Origin of the sequence: Sulfitobacter sp. OXR-159, assembly GCF_034377145.1 — a bacterium.
Taxonomy (GTDB): domain Bacteria; phylum Pseudomonadota; class Alphaproteobacteria; order Rhodobacterales; family Rhodobacteraceae; genus Sulfitobacter.
On record NZ_CP139707.1, the window covers coordinates 559,247 to 579,417 of the forward strand.

16 protein-coding genes and 1 tRNA gene are annotated in these 20,171 nt (G+C 61.6%); 5 read left to right on the forward strand and 12 right to left on the reverse strand.

The window, feature by feature from the left end; translation table 11 throughout:
- Nucleotides 1-37: 37 nt before the first annotated feature.
- The 9 genes from argB to rpmH all read right to left on the reverse strand — a co-directional run bounded on the left by argB (nucleotide 38) and on the right by rpmH (nucleotide 7,873).
- The gene (gene argB / locus T8A63_RS02750) at nucleotides 38-901 is read right to left on the reverse strand and encodes an acetylglutamate kinase (RefSeq protein WP_201722024.1); all 864 of its coding nucleotides are present in this window, start codon (nucleotides 899-901) and stop codon (nucleotides 38-40) included.
- A gap of 37 nt (nucleotides 902-938) precedes the next feature.
- Complete coding sequence (gene yihA, locus T8A63_RS02755; protein ID WP_120351813.1) at nucleotides 939-1,589, reverse strand: ribosome biogenesis GTP-binding protein YihA/YsxC; 651 nt, start codon at nucleotides 1,587-1,589, stop codon at nucleotides 939-941.
- Nucleotides 1,589-2,326 carry an MOSC domain-containing protein gene (locus tag T8A63_RS02760; RefSeq protein ID WP_322345656.1) on the reverse strand — a complete coding sequence of 246 codons (738 nt, stop codon included), beginning with the start codon at nucleotides 2,324-2,326 and terminating at the stop codon, nucleotides 1,589-1,591. Before T8A63_RS02760 ends, yihA begins: the two co-directional genes overlap by 1 nt.
- Nucleotides 2,326-4,197: a membrane protein insertase YidC gene (gene yidC / locus T8A63_RS02765; RefSeq protein ID WP_067626501.1), complete on the reverse strand. Its 1,872-nt coding sequence runs from the start codon at nucleotides 4,195-4,197 to the stop codon at nucleotides 2,326-2,328. The genes T8A63_RS02760 and yidC overlap by 1 nt, the downstream gene beginning before the upstream one ends.
- Before the next feature lie 289 nt (nucleotides 4,198-4,486).
- Complete coding sequence (locus T8A63_RS02770) at nucleotides 4,487-6,028, reverse strand: bifunctional diguanylate cyclase/phosphodiesterase (protein WP_322344913.1); 1,542 nt, start codon at nucleotides 6,026-6,028, stop codon at nucleotides 4,487-4,489.
- A 107-nt stretch (nucleotides 6,029-6,135) separates the two neighbouring features.
- Nucleotides 6,136-7,005 carry a tRNA 2-thiocytidine(32) synthetase TtcA gene (gene ttcA / locus T8A63_RS02775; RefSeq protein ID WP_322344914.1) on the reverse strand — a complete coding sequence of 290 codons (870 nt, stop codon included), beginning with the start codon at nucleotides 7,003-7,005 and terminating at the stop codon, nucleotides 6,136-6,138.
- A gap of 66 nt (nucleotides 7,006-7,071) precedes the next feature.
- Nucleotides 7,072-7,293 carry a membrane protein insertion efficiency factor YidD gene (gene yidD, locus T8A63_RS02780; RefSeq protein WP_067626496.1) on the reverse strand — a complete coding sequence of 74 codons (222 nt, stop codon included), beginning with the start codon at nucleotides 7,291-7,293 and terminating at the stop codon, nucleotides 7,072-7,074.
- On the reverse strand, nucleotides 7,290-7,712 hold the full coding sequence (rnpA, locus tag T8A63_RS02785) for a ribonuclease P protein component (RefSeq protein ID WP_067941523.1): 423 nt from the start codon (nucleotides 7,710-7,712) through the stop codon (nucleotides 7,290-7,292). The genes yidD and rnpA overlap by 4 nt, the downstream gene beginning before the upstream one ends.
- A 26-nt stretch (nucleotides 7,713-7,738) precedes the next feature.
- Nucleotides 7,739-7,873, reverse strand: a complete 135-nt coding sequence (rpmH, locus tag T8A63_RS02790; RefSeq protein ID WP_007118882.1) for a 50S ribosomal protein L34 — start codon at nucleotides 7,871-7,873, stop codon at nucleotides 7,739-7,741.
- Nucleotides 7,874-8,191: 318 nt separating this feature from the next.
- Here rpmH and T8A63_RS02795 point away from each other — a divergent pair, with 318 nt between their 5' ends.
- The 4 genes from T8A63_RS02795 (at nucleotide 8,192) to T8A63_RS02810 (ending at nucleotide 11,891) form a co-directional block, all read left to right on the forward strand.
- Nucleotides 8,192-8,926 (forward strand): TVP38/TMEM64 family protein, encoded by a 735-nt coding sequence (locus T8A63_RS02795; RefSeq protein ID WP_322344915.1) that lies wholly within the window; start codon nucleotides 8,192-8,194, stop codon nucleotides 8,924-8,926.
- The gene (locus tag T8A63_RS02800) at nucleotides 8,923-10,344 is read left to right on the forward strand and encodes a dihydrolipoyl dehydrogenase family protein (RefSeq protein WP_322344916.1); all 1,422 of its coding nucleotides are present in this window, start codon (nucleotides 8,923-8,925) and stop codon (nucleotides 10,342-10,344) included. The genes T8A63_RS02795 and T8A63_RS02800 overlap by 4 nt, the downstream gene beginning before the upstream one ends.
- Nucleotides 10,345-10,352: 8 nt before the next feature.
- Nucleotides 10,353-11,738, forward strand: coding sequence for a sensor histidine kinase (locus T8A63_RS02805; RefSeq protein WP_067627229.1), 1,386 nt, complete (start codon nucleotides 10,353-10,355; stop codon nucleotides 11,736-11,738).
- A 76-nt stretch (nucleotides 11,739-11,814) separates the two neighbouring features.
- A tRNA-Arg gene (locus tag T8A63_RS02810) sits at nucleotides 11,815-11,891 on the forward strand.
- A gap of 38 nt (nucleotides 11,892-11,929) precedes the next feature.
- Here T8A63_RS02810 and T8A63_RS02815 read toward each other — a convergent pair.
- Entirely contained in the window at nucleotides 11,930-12,571 is a 642-nt protein-coding gene (locus T8A63_RS02815) for a 2-hydroxychromene-2-carboxylate isomerase (RefSeq protein ID WP_322344917.1), read from the reverse strand.
- 481 nt (nucleotides 12,572-13,052) lie between these two features.
- Here T8A63_RS02815 and T8A63_RS02820 point away from each other — a divergent pair, with 481 nt between their 5' ends.
- Nucleotides 13,053-13,241 (forward strand): M24 family metallopeptidase, encoded by a 189-nt coding sequence (locus T8A63_RS02820; RefSeq protein ID WP_322345658.1) that lies wholly within the window; start codon nucleotides 13,053-13,055, stop codon nucleotides 13,239-13,241.
- 151 nt (nucleotides 13,242-13,392) lie between these two features.
- On the opposite strand, the gene T8A63_RS02825 is transcribed toward T8A63_RS02820, so the two are convergent.
- Nucleotides 13,393-14,115 carry a hypothetical protein gene (locus tag T8A63_RS02825; protein WP_322344918.1) on the reverse strand — a complete coding sequence of 241 codons (723 nt, stop codon included), beginning with the start codon at nucleotides 14,113-14,115 and terminating at the stop codon, nucleotides 13,393-13,395.
- Nucleotides 14,116-14,340: 225 nt separating this feature from the next.
- On the reverse strand, nucleotides 14,341-20,082 hold the full coding sequence (locus T8A63_RS02830) for a hypothetical protein (protein ID WP_322344919.1): 5,742 nt from the start codon (nucleotides 20,080-20,082) through the stop codon (nucleotides 14,341-14,343).
- Nucleotides 20,083-20,171 lie beyond the last annotated feature (89 nt).

Here is a 20,171-nt window from a genome sequence, read left to right on the forward strand (position 1 = left end):
TAGGCGCGAAGCAGGGGCAGGGGGCAAGCGCTTTGCCTTAGCCTTTGCGAATGATGCTGCCCGCGCCGTGCTCTGTAAAAAGCTCCAGCAAGCAGGCATTGGGCGCCCGCCCGTCAAGGATCACCGCCGCGCGCACGCCACCTTCGAGTGCATCTAGTGCTGTCTGAACCTTAGGGATCATCCCGCCTGCAATGGTGCCATCGGCGATCATGTCGTTGATCTGGCTCGCCGTCAGATCGGTCACCACCTCACCCGCGCCATCTTTGACGCCAGCCACGTCCGTGAGCAACAGCAGGCGGTCGGCCTTCAGCGCGCCCGCTATGGCGCCTGCGGCGGTGTCACCATTGATGTTATAGGTCTCACCGCCCCGGCCCATGCCAAGCGGTGCAATGACGGGAATGATGCCCTTGTCGGCAAAGTCACGCAGGATGCGCGGGTTCACCTGTGTCGGGTTGCCGACGAGGCCCAGAGCGGGGTCTTCGGGCTCGCAAACGATCAATCCGCTGTCCTTGCCCGAGACGCCCACGGCGCGTCCCCCCTGTTCGGAAATCGCCTGCACGATCCGCGCATTGACGAGGCCCGAGAGCACCATCTCGACCACTTCCATAGTTGCGGCATCAGTGACCCGCTTGCCGTTCACGAATTCGGATTTGATGTTCAGCCGCGCCAGCATGTCGTTGATCATCGGGCCGCCGCCATGGACGATCACCGGGTTCACACCCACCTGCCGCATCAGCGCCACATCGCGGGCGAATTCGTCCATCGCTTCGTCGCTGCCCATCGCATGGCCGCCCAGTTTGATGACCACGGTGGCATCGGCATAGCGTTGCAGGAAGGGCAGTGCTTGGCTGAGGGTTTGGGCAGTGGCGATCCAGTCGCGGTTCATGTCTTGCGTTCTCATCTGTTGACCCATGGGAAGCCGATAACGGCGGAAAGTGCTATTCCAGCGTGGCGATGATGGCACGCAGGGTAGGGATGCCCCAGCCCTTTTCCGAAGACGTGACCACAATCTCGGGATAGGCGGCGGGGTGTTTGCTCAGCGCGTCTTTCACCTGCGTCAGGATTTTCTCGCGCTCGGCTTCTTTCACCTTGTCTGCCTTGGTCAGCACGACCTGAAAGGTCACGGCAGAGCTGTCGAGCAGGGACATGATTTCGTTGTCGACCTTTTTGACGCCATGGCGCGCGTCGATCAGCACAAAGGCGCGGCGCAGAGTTTGACGGCCCGAAAGGTATTGCTTGAGCAGACGCTGCCATTTCTCGACCACCGGCAGCGGCGCGTTGGCATAGCCGTAGCCCGGCAGGTCAACGAGGTAATGCTCTTCGCCGGCCGTGAAGAAGTTAATCTCCTGCGTACGGCCGGGCGTGTTCGAGGCCCGCGCCAGTGCTTTCATGCCCGTCAGCGCGTTGATCAGCGTCGATTTCCCGACGTTGGAACGGCCCGCAAAGCAGACCTCCATGCGGTCTGGGGGCGGCAGCCCGTCCATCGCCACCACGCCTTTGACGAATGTCGTCTCACCGGCGAAAAGCATCCGGCCTTTTTCGGCGCTCGGCGCGTCCGGCTCCTCGGCAATGGTGTAGTTCACTTGCATCAAATCAGCTCCAGTTCGTCGCCCACGGCGATCTCTCCGCCGGTGGTGACGGTCAGGGTAACACCGAAGTCTCGGTGACCCAATTGGTCAAGCGCGGCGAGCGTATCCACGTCGCGCGCGCCGGTGTCGGTGTTCACGGTCGTGGCAAGGCAGCGGGTGATGCGTTTTGACACATGCAGCCGCGCCTCGCCGATTTTCAGGTCGCGTCCGATCCATTCGAACTCATCCCACGGGGCCGCGCCGTCAAACCAGATGTTGCCGCGCCAGCGGGCGGTTTGCAGCGGGCTGCCGGCAAGCGCTTCGACCGCGGCATGGGAGGCCAGGCTATTGAGCGAGAGCGTCGGTTCGGCACTGTCGGTATAGCCACGCCCGTCGAGCCGCAGGATATCTGCGGGGGCGGCGCGGCCTTCGGCCACCAAGGGGCGCACCCAGTCGAGGAATGCGGCCTGTTCGCGATCGGGGTGAAAGGTGATCTCGCCGCGCGTCGGGTGGCGCAAGGTCAGCTTCTCTGTCGCCTCATCCAGCTTGGCCGTGATTGCCTGCAGCTGCGGCGAAGACGCCCCCCGCGTGAAATTCAAGCACCGCGCCCAATCTCCGGGCGCGGCTTTGGATGCGTCATGGGCCACGGCCCAAAGCCGGTCATAGGGCATCGACTGCCCGGCGCGCAGGGTCACACGCTCAACCGTCTCGCGGCCATGGGCCTTGAGCGGGTGCCGGTTGAGCGCGGTGACCTGCATCACTTTTTCGACTTGCCCGATTTGGGTTTGCTATCTGCATTGGCGGCATCACCCTTGGGCGTGCGTTTAAAGCCGCCTGCGATGTTGCCCCAGAGGTCAGGCTTGTACCCTTGGCTGCGCATGATCAGATACTGCTGGGTGAAGGTGATCGTGTTGTTCGCGATCCAGTAGACCACGAGGCCGCTCGCGAAACCGCCCAGCATGAACATGAAGACCCAAGGCATCCAAGCAAAGATCATCTGCTGTGTCGGATCGGTGGGGGCCGGGTTCAGCTTTTGCTGCAGGTACATGGAGATACCCAGCAGAAGCGGCAGAATACCGATGAACACCAGCGCCAGCATCGAGCCGGGCTCGGGGGCCGCATAGGGCAGCAGGCCCCAGAGGTTCATGATCGAGGTCGGATCGGGCGCGCTGAGGTCTTGGAACGGGCCAAAGAAGGGCGCGTGGCGCAATTCGATCGTGACAAAGATCACCTTATAGAGCGAGAAGAAGATCGGGATTTGCAGAAGGATCGGCAGACAGCCCGCAGCGGGGTTTACCTTGTTCTTCTTGTAGAGCTCCATCATGCCCTGCTGCATCTTCTGACGGTCGTCGCCCGCATCTTTCTTCAGCTTTTCCATTTCGGGCTGAAGTTCCTTCATCCGCGCCATGGAGACGTAGGATTTATAGGCCAGCGGGAAGAGCAGCGCCTTGATCAGCAGCGTCAGGCCGATGATCGCAACGCCCATGTTGCCGATGAGCTGGTTGAGGTTGTGCAGCAGCCAAAAGATCGGCTTGGTCAGGAAAAAGAACCAACCCCAGTCGATGCTGTCGATGAATTTGGCCACACCGGAGGCTTGGTAATCCTGCAGGGTTTCCCACTCCTTCGCACCCGCGAAGAACTTGCTGGAGGTGCTCACGCTTTCGCCTGCCGCGACCGAGCGGGTCGGCTGGCGGGTGAAGGCGCGGTAGGTGTCGGCGCGCGGGTCATAGGTGAGCGCCTGCTCAAAGGTCTCGCCCGCGTCGGGGATCAGCACGGCCTGCCAATAGTGATCGGTGAAGCCAACCCAGCCCTCGGTGACGCCTTCGGTGACCACGGCGGGGCGGCCCCAGGTGCTGTTCACGTCGGCTTCGGCGATGTCGTCCCAATCGACTTCGGAAAGCTCACCATTGGCCATGGCCACGGCGCCTTCATGCAGGATGAAGAAGCTTTTCAGGTCTTCGGGCAACCCGTGTTGCGCGATCATGCCGAAGGGGGCGAGGTTCACCGCGCCTTCGCCATTGTTGGTCACGCTCTGGGTGATGTCGAACATATACTCGTCGTCGACCGAGATGGTGCGGGTAAAGACCTGACCGGCACCATTGTCCCAGCTTAAAGTGACGGGGCTGTCGACGCCCAGTGTTTCGCCCTCACTCAGGGTCCAGAGCGTATCGACACCCGGCACGGCATCGGGCGCAAGGCCAGAGCCTGCGGCCCAACCATGCAGCGCGTAATAGGCATCGCTCGATCCTTCGGGGGAGAGCAGGGTCACGATTTCGGCGTCTGCGTCGAGCGTGGTTTGGTAGTCGTTCAGTTTCAGGTCGTCGATCCGACCCCCCATGAGCGAGATGGAGCCGCTGACCTTGTCGGTCGCAATGGCCACGCGGGGGGCAGCCGCCAGAGCCGCGCGGCGGCCTTCGGGTGCGGCGCCTTCGCCATCCTCCGTGCCGGGCGCGGCAGCGGTGTCGGCGGTGGAGGCGGGGACCGAGGTGCCCTCGATGGTTTGGCTGGTCTCTGTGCCGGGTTCTAGCGCAGGGTCGGCTTCGGGGGGCGGGAACAGGAGGAACCACACGAGGATGACGGCAAAGCTGAGCGCCGTGGCAAGGATGAGATTCTTGTTCTGTTCGTCCATGGGGACCGCCACCTGATGTCTTTGAATATCACGGGGGTTCAACAGAGTGCGGGGCCAAAGGTCAAGTGGAATCGGGTAAGGTTGGGGGCAATGTACCGTGGTTTTGGCCCATCTGGCATGGGTTTTGCGGAGTTTCGCCGGGGACGGTTGCGGGTGGCCTGTGGCACTGGCTTTGACTGGGCCGGGGCCGAAGGGGTTTGGCGGCCTCGGCGCGAGGGGCGTATCATCTGCTCGCGGTAGGCACGGCGTGCTACATTTGGCGCGTGCATATCGGACGAGGGCGGCGGCGCTATGTGGCGCGCCCGTTCATAATGCGGGGCACATCTTGCAGTTTTGCATTGTGGCGGGCGATCCAATCAAGTGTTTGCTCAAAAGGCATGGGGCGGGCGATGCCGAAGCCTTGCACGTGGTCACAGCCGAGTTGGGCCAACAGGACATGCTCCCCCACCGTCTCCACCCCTTCGGCAAGGGTTTCGACGCCCAGGCGTTCGGCCATGGTCAAGATGGCGCTGATCATGCGTTGCTGATCGGGGTCGCGATCGGCCTTCATGACGAAGGAACGGTCGATTTTGATCCGGCTTACCGAAAAGCGGCGGATGGACGCGATGGAGGCATGGCCGGTACCGAAATCATCAAGGTCAATGCGGCAACCGAGCTTGCGCAGGGCATTTATATTTCGGGTGATCACATCATCGGCGGCAGAAGCGACGACCGTTTCCAGTACTTCGATTGCGAGCCTTTCGGGGGATAAATCAAAACGGTCCAACTCCCACGTGACTTTGTCGATGAGCTGAGGGTTGGCAAGTTCGCCGCCTGCGAAATTCACACCGATTTGGGGCACTTCGGTGCCGGAGCTATCCCAGGCTTTGAGCGCAGCGAAGGAATGATAAATCATTACCTCGGCCAAACGCTCCAACAGGCCAGCTTCTTCGACGGCGGGCAGGAAATCGGAGGGCGGGATCATGCCTTGGACCGGGTGGTTCCAGCGCGCCAGTGCTTCAAAGCCGGTGATTTGGCCGGTGTCGGTTGAGATCTGCGGCTGGAACCATGGTTGAATCTGCCCGCTGTCCAATGCCTGCGCGACCTCCTCGCGCAGTTCTGCGCGGCTTTCGGTTTCCCGGCGCATCTGGTCAGAGAAGGCGCGGATGGAAGATGGCCCGCGCCGCTGGCCGCTGCGCAGCGCCGTGGCGGCGGCAGCAAGCCAAGCGGAGCCATCACCGCCCGGGGCGCGGGTGTTGAGGCAAAATCCGACGGAGGCCGTGAGATAGATCGTAACTCCATCGACAAAGAACGGTTCTTCCAAAGTGGCCTGAAGCCGCCCGGCGAGTTGAATGCAAAGCTCAAGATCAAGCTGGCGGACCGGGGTCGTGCAGATGGCGAAACGTGCTTCGCCCATCTTGCCGATGATATCGTCATCCCGCAGGGCGCTGTGCAACCGTTCGCCGCTTTGCCGCGCAATCGTATCTGCGGCAGATTGGCCGTAACGTTCGATAATCTGGTCAAAATCCTCAAGCGCGATAAAGCTTGTTGCCGACAAGCGCCCCTGTGTTCGGGCGCTTTGAAAGACCTGTTCGGTCAGCTCTTCAAAGGTGCTGCGCTGTAGTATGGCGGTGTGCGCGTCACGGGGAAACGTCGCCCCCTCGCCAAACCGCTGCCCCGCAAGAAAAAGAAGCGGCAGCGCGGCGGAGACGCCAAACAGGGCCATTTCACCGCCAATCCAAAACGCCAGCAATGACATCGCGGGGAGAAAGGCCAGAGCGGCCTGGCCGCTAAGCAATGCGGCGAGCGACTGGCGCAGTTGCCCGGGCCCAGTGGTGCGGTAATGTGCCATCGCGATATCCCTCTTCAATGCGCGCCATGCCTGCGCTGATGGGGGTGGGATATCGCCTTTAGGGTGTGTCGTGGGTTAACAGAGACCGGTTTTTCGCGGATTATTATCTAAAATTGTTCTTGCTCTGTACTCTCAATGTTCCGCGTAAGCCCGGCAAAGTCGAAAAGCTCGGGATCCAGCAAATGTGAGGGCCGGGCGTTCATCAGGGCGCGGAACATAACTTGCCGACGACCGGGGCTATTGGCCTCCCATCCGTCGAGAATCGCCTTGACCTGCTGGCGTTGAAGCCCGTCCTGCGACCCGCAAAGATCGCAGGGAATGATCGGATAATTCATCGCCGTGGCAAAGCGTTCACAATCGCTTTCAGCCACATGGGCGAGGGGGCGGTAGAGGAGCAGATCGCCTTCTTCGTTTACCAATTTGGGCGGCATCGTCGCCAGCCGTCCGCCGTGGAAAAGGTTCATGAAAAAGGTTTCAAGGATGTCATCCCGATGATGCCCCAGCACCACGGCGGAGCAGCCTTCCTCCCGCGCGATCCGGTAGAGATTGCCCCGGCGCAGACGGCTGCAAAGGGCGCAGAAGGTGCGTCCGGCGGGGATCTTGTCCATCACGATTGAGTAGGTGTCTTGATATTCGATGCGATGCGGAACGCCCATCTTTTCAAGGAATTCCGGCAGCACGGTGGCCGGAAAGTTCGGCTGGCCTTGATCGAGGTTGCAAGCCAGAAGCTCGACAGGCAGCAGGCCGCGCCATTGCAGTTCATGCAAGATCGCGAGCAGGGTGTAGCTGTCTTTTCCGCCGGAAAGGCAGACCAGCCATTTGGGTTTCGGCGCGCCCTCGGCGGTCGGCTCGACCATACCGTATTGGTCGATCGCCTCGCGGGTCATGCGGACGATGCGCTTGCGCAGTTTCTTGAACTCGGTGCTTTGCGGTGCGCCGGCAAAGAGGGGGTGAATCTCGTTGGTTTCGTCCAGCATCGTCGGTCTCTCACTATCTGCTTGGCTTCACCTAGGGCATTTTACCCCTTTGCCGCAAGCGTGGCGCTAGTCTGGGACGTTGTCGATCCCGCTGTGGCCCCACGGGTGGCAGCGGGCGATGCGCCGTGCGGCCAGCCATCCACCCCGCAGCCCACCGTGTTTTTGCAAGGCTTCCAGCGCATAGGCGCTGCAGGTGGGCTGGTAGCGGCAATTGTATCCAACCCATGGGCTGAAAAGCAGCCGGTAGCCGCGCACCGGCAGGGCGAGCAGCGCCGCCAAGGGGGTCATTTGCGCGCCCCGTGCAGGATATCAAGCGCGCGGGTGAGATCGGCTAGCAACTGGTCGAAAGGCAGGGCCGCTGTCGCCTCGCGCCGCCCGACAAAGACATAGTCCATGCCTGCGCGCCCTGTCTGAGGCAGCGTCAGCCGTGCGATTTCCCGCAGGCGGCGCTTGGCGCGGTTGCGGGCAACGGCGTTGCCGACCTTTTTCGAGCAGGTAAATCCCACGCGAATGGTCGCCGCACTGGGCTCAAACTCCCGGCGGGGTCGCATTTGTAGAATAAATCCGGGGGTCGCCACACGTTTGGCGCGGCTGGCACGCTGAAAGTCCGCCCGTTTAGTCAGGGTTTCCAGACGCAGAGAAACCGCCGGGGCAGGGTTCCCCTTCGTGGCGCAAGTGCCATTCAAGGGTGCCTCCGGCGGTGTCATACTCTGGTTCCGAAGATCGAGGGCGCTTACGCGCTCAGCGATTTCCGGCCCTGCGCGCGGCGTGCATTGATGATCTTACGGCCGGCTTTGGTGGCCATGCGCGCGCGGAAACCATGGCGCCGCTTGCGCACGAGGTTCGAGGGTTGAAAGGTGCGTTTCATCGCTCCGTCTCCATCTAAAGCTGGCTGGGCACGGAATCACTTGAAGGGTTCCACCGCGGCCAGCGTCAATTCAAGCCCGTCCTCTAATGGGGCGGGGCGCGCAAGTCAAACCCCCTGAGGCGGAAAAACTGCGCTTTGCAACAAAATGCCGGTCAGAAGGGCGCGGTTTGTTTCAGTTCGCCCTTCTACCCTGCGGAATCGGGGCTCTGGGCACAAGTCCTATCAAGCGCGCGTGAGGAGCCTGTTCCTGCGCGCTGGTTCACGCCATCATTAACGAAACGACAAACGGTCTGATCTAGGCCCAATGAAAGTGTTAAAATGAGCCGTCAAGACCAGAGTAAGCCCGCGCTGATGCGCTACCTGCCCCTTGCGGTGATCGTGGTGGTCGCCGCCATCGGCGCATTCACCCTGCGCGATTACCTCAGTTTCGACGCCCTGCGCGACAATCGTGAGGCGCTCATCGCCTTTCGCGACAACAACTACCTGCTGACCGCGCTGGTCTTTGTCGCCGCCTATGTAGTGATCGTGGCATTCTCCCTACCGGGGGCCACAGTGGCGACATTAACTGGCGGCTTTCTGTTCGGGCTGTTTCCCGGTGTCCTATATAACGTGGGTGGGGCCACACTCGGCGCGATCGTGATCTTCCTGGCGGCGCAATGGGGTCTGGGCGACCGGCTGAAAGAGCGGATGGATGCCTCTGATGGGGTGGTGCGCAAGATCAAGGCAGGGATCGACGATAACCAGTGGTCGATGCTCTTCTTTATCCGGCTCGTGCCGGTGGTGCCGTTTTTCGTTGCGAATCTGGTGCCCGCATTCCTTGGCGTGCCATTGTTTCGTTTCGCCATCTCCACGTTTTTCGGCATCATGGCGGGGGCGCTGGTCTTTACCTCAGTCGGGGCTGGGCTAGGTGCAGTCTTTGCCCGAGGTGAGACGCCGGACCTCGGGATCATCTTTGAACCCCATATTTTGCTGCCCATTCTGGGTCTTTGCGTTCTGTCGCTGCTGCCTGTGGTGATCAAGACATTTACCGGCAAGAAGGATCTGCTGAAATGACCACTCGTATTAAAACCGACGTTCTGATCATCGGCGCAGGCTCTGGCGGGTTGTCGGTGGCGGCGGGGGGCGTCCAGATGGGCGCGGATGTGACCTTGCTCGAAGGGCACAAGATGGGCGGCGATTGCCTGAACTATGGCTGTGTGCCGTCGAAGGCGCTGATCAAGACCGGCAAGACCGCCCATGCTCAACAGCACAGTGCGCAATATGGGGTCGCGAATGCCGCCGGAGCGGTGGATTACGCGGCCGCCAAGGATCACGTGGCCAATGTGATCTCGCAAATCGCGCCGGTCGATTCGGTTGAGCGGTTTGAAGGACTGGGCGTGCGGGTGATCCGCGAATACGGGCGCTTCATTTCCGATAAAGAGGTGCAGGCGGGTGATACGATCATCACCGCGCGGCGCATTGTTGTCGCCACAGGATCATCCCCTCTGGTGCCGCCGATTCCGGGGCTGAAGGATGTGCCTTATGAAACCAACGAAACCCTCTTTGATCTGCGTGAGAAGCCGGAGCATCTGATTATTATTGGGGGTGGCCCCATCGGCATCGAGATGGCGCAGGCCCATGTGCGAATGGGCTGCAAAGTCACCGTGATCGAAGGTAGCCGCGCGCTTGGCAAGGATGACCCCGAATTGTCCGAGGTGGTTTTGCAGACCCTGCGGGACGAGGGAGTGGTCTTTGAAGAAGGCAGCGATGCCGCCAAGGTCAGTGGCGCGGCGGGCGCGATCACGGTTGAGACCAAGGATGGCCGTGTGGTCAAGGGCTCGCATCTGCTGATGGCCGTGGGGCGCAAGAGCAACATCGACCGGCTCGACCTGGATAAGGCCGGGGTAGAGACCACCAAAGCAGGCATCAAGGTCGATGACAGCCTGCGCAGCAGCAACCGCCGCGTCTATGCTATTGGCGACGTGGCAGGCGGGCTGCAATTCACCCATGTGGCGGGCTATCACGCCGGGGTTGTGATCCGCTCGATCCTTTTTGGCCTGCCGAGCAAGACCAAATTACACCATATCCCATGGGTCACCTATGCCGCGCCGGAGCTGGCGCAGGTCGGGCTGACCGAGGCGCAGGCGCGGGAAGAACATGGCGACAAACTGGAGGTCGTGCGTTTTCGCTATAACCACAACGACCGCGCCATCGCCGAACGTCAGACCAAAGGGTTCATCAAGGTCATGGTGGTCAAGGGCCGCCCGGTCGGGGCCAGCATCGTCGGCCATCAGGCGGGTGAACTGATCACCCTGTGGTCACTTGCGCTGGTCAATAACATGAAGATGAGCCAGATTGCCGCTATGGTCGCTCCTTACCCCACGATCTCGGAAGTCAACAAACGCGCGGCGGGGGCCTATTTCAGTCCGCGCCTCTTCGAAAGCGCGTTGGTTAAAACGGTTGTGCGCGCCGTGCAGCGCCTGTTGCCCTGAGATAGCACATGATTCACTCGCTCTCTGGCCGTTTGCTGATCCTCACCACCATCTTTGTGATGCTGGCCGAAGTGCTGATTTTCGTCCCCTCCATCGCGCGGTTCCGCGAGGAATATATGCTGACCCGGCTGGAGCGGGCGCAGATCGCGTCGCTGGCGCTTTTGGCCGACGATATGCTCGACCCGGAGTTGGAGGCGGAGCTGCTGCGCAACGCCGAGGTCTTCAACGTGGTACTGCGCCGGGACGAAGCGCGGCAATTGGTGCTGGCCTCTCCGATGCCGCGGATGGTGTCGCAAACCTATGATTTGCGCGATGCCTCGGCGACGGTGTTGATCCGCGATGCCATGCTGCGACTGTTCCGGCCCGGCAATGAGGTGGTCCGCGTGATCGGCGCCCCGGTGCGCGAGGCGGGGTTGTTGATCGAAGTCACGATGGAGACCGCGCCGATGCGTGTGGCCATGCTCGACTACGGGATTCGCATCCTCATCCTCTCGGCGGTGATCTCAGTCATCACGGCGGTGCTTTTGTTTTTTGCTATGCGGGCTTTGCTGCTCAAGCCGATCAAGCGGGTGGCAGGGCATATGCAGCGCTACGCCGCCGCGCCCGAGGACGCCCGGCGGATCATTGAGCCCTCCGCCAGTGTTACCGAATTGCGCGAGGCTGAGGTGGCGCTTCAGAAGCTCCAGACGGACCTGACACAGGCGCTGAAACAGAAAGAGCGTTTGGCCCAATTGGGCAGCGCGGTCAGCAAGATCAGCCATGATCTGCGCAATATCCTCACCTCGGCGCAGCTGTTCACCGATCGGATCGAGATGTCCGAAGACCCAACGGTCAAACGCATGGCGCCCAAGCTCGTCAGTTCCATCACCCGTGCGGTGCACCTATGCGAATCGACACTGGCTTTCGGCAAGGCCGAAGAGCCGGGACCGACGCTGACCCTCATGCTGCTGGAAGAACTGGTAGAAGAGGTCATCGACGGCGAACGCCTTGCCGACCCCGAAAGCGACATCAGCTTTGCCGCCGACATCCCCGCGAATCTGACCGTGCGTGCGGACCCCGAACAAATGTACCGCGTGCTGGCCAATCTGATGCGGAACGCCCGGCAAGCGATTACCGCCACCGGCAAACCGGGCGAAGTCTATTTGCGGGCCGAGGATATGAGCGATGCGTGGTGCGTCACCGTCAGCGACACCGGCCCCGGCCTGCCACCGAAAGCGCGAGAGCACCTTTTTACCGCGTTTCAGGGCGGTGCGCGCAAAGGTGGGTCGGGCTTGGGTCTGGTGATCGCATCCGAACTGGTGCGCGGCCACGGCGGCACCTTGGCCCTGCGCAGCAGTGGGCCGGAAGGGACTGTTTTTGACATAACACTGCCCAAGGGGGACGGCACCCTATAGATTTTCGCATAAAATTGCATTTCCTCAAAACGAGGGCTTGCAACTCCCCGGGGCTAAGACTAAACCCCCGCTCAGTGGACCGATAGCTCAGCTGGATAGAGTACCTGACTACGAATCAGGGGGTCGGGGGTTCGAATCCTCCTCGGTCCGCCACTACCCAAAATTGAAGAACGCAGCGCTTTTGGCGCGTCTCACCCGTCTTTCGGCGGGTTGTAAAAGCCCGTGTCGCGGTAGGGTTGGTCAAAGGCGTGATCCATCAATTCCAGATGGTCTTGGCCGTAATACATGTCTCCATTCAGAAAATAGCTGGGCGAGCCGAAGATGCCGCGGGCGATCGCCTCTTCGGTGTTCTCGGCGTGAATGGTCTGAACGTCTGCATCCGTCGCCTGCGCGATCAGAGCGTCGCTGTCGGGATCAATCGCAGCGGTCGCGCGGCGCAGATGCTCGGGATTCGCGAGATCGATATCATCGCGCCAATGCGCCTGAAGAATCGCAAAGGAAAGCGCATCGACATCGCGCCCAGCCCGCGCTGCGGCGATTAGGTAACCGTTTGAAAGGTCGAGCGTATTGTCGTGATGCGTGGGGCGGTGGTTGAGGATGTCCAGCCCGCGATACTGCGCCCAACGGGTGATCTCTCTGCCAAAGAAATAGTCGATATAATGGGGGGTGAAGCCACGAAAATGGGACACCCGACCAGCTGCGATCACCGGATAAAGATCAAAGGGACGGTGGATGAGCTTCGCACCACGGGCGGCGCAAATTTCCAGCAGTTTGCGATGCCCGAGATAGGCGTAAGCGGAATGGGCGGAGTAGAAATATTCAATCGTGTCCAACGTCGGCTCCCTCTGTTGCGCGCATCATGGCGGAAACCGATGTGCAGGCAAGGACGGAGGCCGAAAGGTGAGGGTAGAATCGCGAAAGCGCTAAAAGCAGAGCAGCTAAATCGGCGAAAGTCGCTCAATACCGAGTTTTGGGTGTGGTGTTTGCCCGAGGGCGGGGCGCAATCGCGCGGGCCTGCCGGGGCTGGGGGCGCTGCTTTGCCACGAGTACCAAGGCCACCGCGGCCGTGATCAGTATCAGGAATTCGTACGTCCACATGAGCCATTCCTCCTAGTGCATCTTCATAGGGTTAACGACGCCTACACCCGCTGGGTTCCGCCCTCCTACCGGAGGCAGCGGTCTTTGGCCGAGGCCGTAATAAAAAGCGCCAGGGCATACTAGCGGGCGGCCTTATCGGTTCAACTGTTGTTCGGGCATCAGGCCATCTGGCGCGTAACGGCCATCGTAGCGACGGCGGGCTGGGGCACCAGCGATGTGATCACGCAGGCAGGGTACGATGCGATTGTCCTGCACCGCCTGGGCCATGGTCTTGGCAGTGACGTACATGAGCCGCGTAAAGTCGCTGCGCATTCCGACCCGGTACTGGCCGAGGGAATGTCTTTTCGAACGAGCGGGGCAGCTACCTGGAATGCAAATTCACCGTACGCTTGGAGAAGATCGTGATCCTGCGCGCCGATGGTCTGGAAATCTTCTCGGAAATGCCGCGCGAGGTGCAGCGCCGCAGCTAAAAAAGTGGCCAAAGCGGCGAAAATACGCACGCTTTGGCCTGGAGGGAGACAGAGAGAGAGAGAGAAAGAGAGAAGGGGGCGCGTGGTTAGGAGGTGCCGAGTGCCATGTTTTCAAAAATGCTTTTCATATGGCTGTCGAACTCATTCCACGTGATGACGGCCCGGTTGCCCGCATGGCCGTGATAATAGGACCGGCCCGTTGACGTGGGCAGCCCGGCCCAGATGCGGGCGAGGTTCTCCATAAAGCGATGGCGACTGATCTTACCCTTCATGAAGGGGGTAAAGCCCGCATCTTCGAGCAATAGGTCGGCCAACAGGTCTTGGACCTGTGGGGTAAAGACGTCACTTTTGCTCAGCCCGGCTTCGGCGACGAGCGTTTTCAAGGTGTTGGGGATGAACTGGTAGCGCCCGATGGCATGGGGCTGGCCGGGGGTGGCCGCGATCCAGCGGTAGATTTCGCCGATGGTCATGCTTGTGGGGCGCTTCGGCGGCTTGACCCTTGCCCCGTGTTGCACCGCGTCATAGCCTTTGCCCCCGGCCTCAGCCGACGCGATGACATGGCGCACGGCGGCGGATGGCCCCCCGCGCGTGGGAATGGCAAGCTTGCGCGGTGCGCGTTTGGCGGTTGTCTTGATCATGCTGCGGTTAAGGTAAATGCGGTCCTCCGAAGCGGAGGGCGACAGGGCGAAATTCAAGCCGGTGACGGCGATCTTCCTGCTGTCGAAACGGGCGAAATCATTTGCATTTGCCGCACCGGAAAGGGTGACGGCGATCAGGCAAAAGGCAGTGCTGGCAGCGAGCTTTTTCATCTGGGTTTCCCATCTGGGTTGGATGTTGCGTTGACCCTGATCATGCGCGCTTAAAATCGATATTTCATTAATGCGGACAGCTAGTTAGCGTCTCGAAAGGATAGTTGGTCCGGCGCTAGGAATAGGCCAGGTCACCTTTGGAGCGCAGCAGCGCTCTGAAAGAGAAATGAGCCACGTTCCAGATGCGCTTGGAACGTGGCTCTCCCTCGGGGCTGAGTCTCCCGGTCAGCTTCCGAGGAACTGGTCGAACTGGGTCCAGAGTGAGTTGTCCAACAGCAAGTTGAACCGGAAATAGAACCCTTCGTCATAGAGGCCGCTTTGCCCTGCCACCCGGCCACGGGCCTTGTTGTAGCCGAGCGCCAGCAGGATACCTTCGCGCGGGGTAAAGCCGAATTCAGCGCCGATCCCGTTGGAAGAGTTGCCCTCGCTGTCCCACAGATGCGTGGCGTTGAGGCCGAGTTGGAAACGGTCATCGCCGAATTCGTAGTTCAGACCGCCTTGGATCAACTGCGTGGTGGTATTGGCCGCCGCGCCGGCATGGGTGCCGATCTTTTGGTACTGGCCGGCATATTTGCCGTTGATCCGAAGGTCGGCGTCGATCTCGTAATTCGCATCGATCGACCATAGGTGCGTTTCCGTGCTGGCGTGTTTCTCCTCCAGCCGGTGTTCGTACCACGCCAGCACATCAAGGCGGGCGTTGTCCTTGGGGCGATAGGCTGCGCCGATGCGGGTGCGCATACGGCGGGAGTCTTCGCTATCGCGCCGATCAAGCGCGGCACGGCTGCGCGCCAGAACGGTGAGGTCCGGGGTGACATTGCCCGCGATGCCGATGCTGGCGTAGTGGGTTTTGCCGGACTCTTCCCATGTGGTCTCCAGTTCGGCATCACCGACCCAATCGCCATCCGCCGACTGCCAGCTTGTGCCGATTGCGAATGATGTTAGCTCACCGTCATCGGTCTCAAGGTTGCGCGAATGCTCGAGATCGGCGCGCAGATTGGTGCTTTCGTTGATGTCCCAATCGACCGACAGACCCTGCACCATGGTGGTGTCGCTTGTGCCGCCGGCTTTGGTCATCTCGGTCCGACCAGTAACCCATTCGTTCAGCGTGTAGGTGAAACCATAGGCGGCGCGGGTGACCAGCTCGTCACTGCCGAATTGAAGCTCGATCTCATTATAGACGCGCCAACCGTTCTTAGGCTCGTCATAGAGGCCGAGGGTCAGTTCAGTGGGGGCGTCACCACCGAGCGGCGCGCGCAGCTGAGCTTCGATCACGGTGCCGGGACGGGCCGCTGGGGTCCAATGCGCGCCTAGGATGAGGGCGGTGTCGGTCTCGCTGCCGCTGGCGGTGCGGTCGCGGCTGTATTCAAGACCAATCTCGCCGCGCAGGGTCTTGCTCAGATGCCGCGAATAGATCGCATCCACGGTCAGCCGAGCGCTGTCGTTGACCCGGTCACGGGTGTATTCCGCGCCAAAGGCGATGTCGCTGCGCTGATCGATCTCTTCGCCATAGCTTAGGCGGACTTGGCTGGTGCCCGGGCGGGCCAGCCCGCCCTGAGCGTAGAAATCGCGCCCGGTGTGGATCGCCTCGAAAGCGAAATGGCGGGTCTCGGTCTTCAGCTCGTAGGACAGGCGCGCGGCGGTGTCGTTCTCGCCCATGGCGTTTTCCGAGCGGGCGACTTCGGCCTCCCACAGACCACCTTGGCGGTCTTCGCGCTGGATATAGGCAGAGTGCATCCGCTGGCGGGCCGTGTTGCCAAGGGGGGCGTCGGCATGCACCGCACGGGCGCCGATGGAGGTCCGCTCGGACAGGGCATAGTTCACCTCGCCTCCGTAGAGCCAATAGGCCTCGGCGCCCTCGGCTTCGACCTCATAGGTCACGCGGATTGACACGGGGTTGCCGTCAAGGTCGAATTGGCGCACCGGCGTGTCGAAGGTGATCGTGTTGCGGAAGAAGTCGAGCAAGTAGTCGGTGCCGCGCAGCAGGGGCGTGGCCGATAGGATATCGCCGCCATCTTCGTCCCGAACAAGGATTTCCACACGCTCGGACCCCTGCACATAGCCGCTCAGGTCAAGGTCATAGGGGCCAGAAACACCGCGCCCGCGGATTTCCTGTTCCTGCTGCTCCTGCGCGGTGCGGGCCGCAAAGACGGTGACCGATACGCGGTCGTTCTCCCAGTGGCCTTTTGCGCCGGTTGCGACACGTTGCAGGCCACCCAGTTTCAGCGCGCTGGCTTCAGGCTCAATGGCGATATCGCCGTAGAGCACGTAAGAGCGGCCCTTCTCCACCTTCACGAAAAGGTTGGACGAAGATTGCGCATCGGCACCGCGTTCGGAATTGTCGCCATAGACGGGGTAGTATTCCTCTCCGCGGATGTCGCGGAACAGGCTGTCTTCGGTGTCACGGTCCGAGCTGTAGCGCAGGGTCAGCAGGGCGTCGCCACGGATCACCCCTTTGAGGTAAAGCTCACCGCGGATCCCGGTTGTGGTATCTTCGAAAGCGCTGATGCGGTCTTCTTCGATGACGTTGCCCGCGTCCCCGCTCAGCGATACCGCGCCTTCGATCACGCCGATCAGAACCCGTTCGTTCAGATCCGGGGTGAAGGTCAGCCGCGCTTCAGCCTCGCCAAAGGACGACCGTATGGTGATCAGATCGGGGCCAGAGGCCTGCGGTGGGATCAGGTTAAAGGTCGCCTCGCCATTGTCGAGATAGGCCTGCACGCCGGGCGCGCTGCTGCGGATGTCGGTCACATCCCAAAGCGACCGGCGGGCCGAGAGGGTCACCGTGCCGGACGCGGGCACCGGGCGACCCCGGGCGTCGAGCACGCGCACCACCACCGGCACCACAGAAGCGGGATTGGCCGCGGCGGTTTCCGGCAAGAGGATCTCGATCCGGGCGGGTTTGCCGGGCGCCGTAAGGCGCAGTGCCTTGCGGACACGTTCGATGCCGAAGCCGTCACGGCCCACCAGGGTCAGCACGTTCTCGCCCGAGCCCAGTTTCACCGCCACATATTCCAGCGCCTGCACGTTGTTCTTTTCCAGACTGGTGCGCTCTCCTACCCGGTCGCCGCCAAGCTCGCGGCCATTCACCAAGAGCGTCAGCGTCAAGTCAGCCTTGCCCTTAATCCGGATGTTCTGGGTGGCGCGGGTGACGGCGGTGTCTTCGGCAAAGTCGACAAAGCCGGGGGCGCTATCAAGGTTAGGGATCATGCTGTCGAGCGTTTGGCGCTGCGCCGAGGCACGGGCGGCTTGAGCCACAGAGGAGGCGTCGACCCCGGCCTCTTCGTTTTGTGCGGCGACCATGCCGGGGGTCAGCTGGGTGGTGGTGGCGATGCCAGCCTCGCCGCGCACCGACCGGGTGCTGCTGCGCTGGCCGTCGATCGGCAGATCGGTTGCATTCACGCCCGGGGTCTGACGTTTTCCGGCGAAATGATTACGACGTTTGCTGACTTCCTTGAGCGCTTCGGGGGTGCATTGGGCCACGGCAAAGTTCTCGGTTCTAAGCTCGCCCTTTTTCAGTGGCACCACGCGCGACCCACCGCGGCGCAGATCGTTGGTGCGGGTCACTTGCACCGCACTCCCAGCGGGGAGGGTTTCGGGCTGCACGAGGAAAGCGTGGGTCACCGGGCGCATGCCGTTGAGCGAATAGGCACCATTGATATCGGTCACAACGAAGAGCCCTTCTTGGGTCACGATGCGCACGCCGGGAATGCCCGGCTCATCCTTGGCGCGGTCGCGCAGACCGTTGCCGTTGCAATCCATGAACACGGCGCCCAGAACGGTGCCCTGCCGGGCAAATACGCCGCCCGAATTGTCGAGCCGTACCATGGCGCGGGCGGTCTGCGACTGTTGCAGCGCCCCGGTGCCTGCTTGGCGGCCCGAAAGGATCGCGGTGTTTTCAATCCGGCCTTCGCGGGCTGCGGCAGAGAATTGCATCACATAGGACAGCTCATGGCTTGTCAGCGGTTCGAGCATGCCCACGTCAAAGCGCAGATCACCGTTGCCGATCTCTTGCGGATCGTCCAGCGGCTCACCGTTAAGGGTGACCGTGCCGGGAACGAAGTTCACACCATAGGCCGGGCGGTCGAGGATCTCGCCACCGATCAGGGCCTGATGCATGTTGTTGGTAAAGCTGAGCGTATAGGTGACGAATTCACCATGGCCCACGCTGTCGAGGTCCGCAGCTTTGTCCAAGGCCAGCGGCGTGCCGTAATTCGGATCCACCGGAATATCGGAGACGAAAAGCGCGCCGCCCGCGTGGTTGAAGGCGTTGCCCCACCCTGCATCCATCACCTTGCGGCCCATCCCGGCATAGTCCAGCCGGGCGGAGGGGAAGACCCAAGCGGGCGCATCCATCACGGCATAGCGGTAGTCGCCTTCGGGCATTTCGGAGAAGGTGAAGAACCCGCGTTGGTCGGTCTGCGTGCGGGCCATTTCATTGCCCGTACGCGCATCGACAAGGGCGACAGACACATCGGCAACCGGGGCGTTCGAGACGGAGTTGAACAGGAAATTTCCGGGGTTGATCATCAGATCGTCTTCAAGCACCTCACTGTCGCAGGTCGCCGTGGCGATGAAGCTGTCGCCAAAGTCTGTGGCCATGACCTGATCACCAGCGACGGCGGGCGACATCTGCGCCAACGGCAGGGCGGGGGTGAGGAAAATGCCGGTATTCGCGCCGGTCTCGGTCGCGATGATCGTTTCCACGTCGCCGGTCAGCATGCTGCGGATCGTCACCGCTGTGCTGTCGACCTCGGTGCTGACGTTGCAAGTGCCTGAGGTGAGACGCAGACGGGTGTCGCTGCCCGGTGTGCCATAGGGCTGATCGGCGCCGGTTTCGGGGTGCTCGAACACCAATGTGCCAGCTGTCTCCGACTCGCGGTCATAGATCACGGTGTTGGAGGCCAGCAGTAAGGTGCTCTCTTGGTTGTTGTAAAAGGCGGAGGCGGTGTTGTGCACCTCGACCTTGCCCAAGGCGGCAGGCACGCGCACCGAAAAGCTGGGATCGGTGGCATGGCCGATGGCGTAGTCGCCCTCATGAAAGAAGGCCACCGCATCCACATCGTGGGAAAGCCCTGCGGGGACCACGCTGAGGTATTGGTGCGCGGGGGCGCCGCGCATATGAACGAGGGCCGTCATGGTCCCCGAATCCTGCACCGTGTTGAACACGGTATTCAGCGGGATCGCATCGCGCAGCAAGACACCGGTCCGGGGTGTGCCGTCGATCACGATGGGCTGGCCGTCGATCTGCGGATAGCCAAAGGCGTCCCGCTCGGAGTCGTTGCGCAACCGCAGGGTGTAGGTGATGAGCGCGCCTTCGTCGTTTTCCGAGACGACCTGCTCTTTGGAAACTTCGAGCCCGCCTTCTTCGACGCGCGAGACCCCCACCGCTTCTTCGCTCAGGCTTTGGCCATCCTCGGTCACGGCAGAGGCCGTCAACATGCTGGCGAACTGGGTGCTTACAGGGGTCTCTGCGGAAATGCGGAACTCATAGATCAGTTGCAGCCGCTCTCCCGCCGCGAGCATGATGGGCGCGGACATGTCGACCGCCCGGTCTTCGACATCGATCAGGCCGTTGCCGTTCAGGTCGGGGAAAAGCGATTGGCGGGACATCATTTGGGCGCTGCCCTGTTCGCCAATGCTGAGCGATGTGGAAAGCGGCACGTTGCCGGTGTTGATCACGTCGAAATGGTAGCGGCCAAAGGCGCCGCGGGTCAGCAGAAGGTCGGAGTAGCCGGTCACTTCCAGCCCGGGAACTGCGGCGACTTCGGCCCGAACCGGGTTTGAGAAGACACGTTCCATGATGCCAAGGGAGGTATTGAAATAGCTGACTTCTGCCACGTTGCGGATGAAAGATCCGGCGGGGGCCGGGGCGGCGGCGGCGGTGTGGGGCAGAAGGCTCAGGCTCATTGCGGAGGCGCTGATCAGGGCCAGAGCCGGGCGGGCTTTAGACATAAGGAAACTGCGCATCAGCTTGCTCCTGTGCGATCCCTGGAAAAGGGCATGAAATAATTGGGGAGACGGAAACGGGGGTAGAAGGGGGGGGCGCCCCCGGGTGA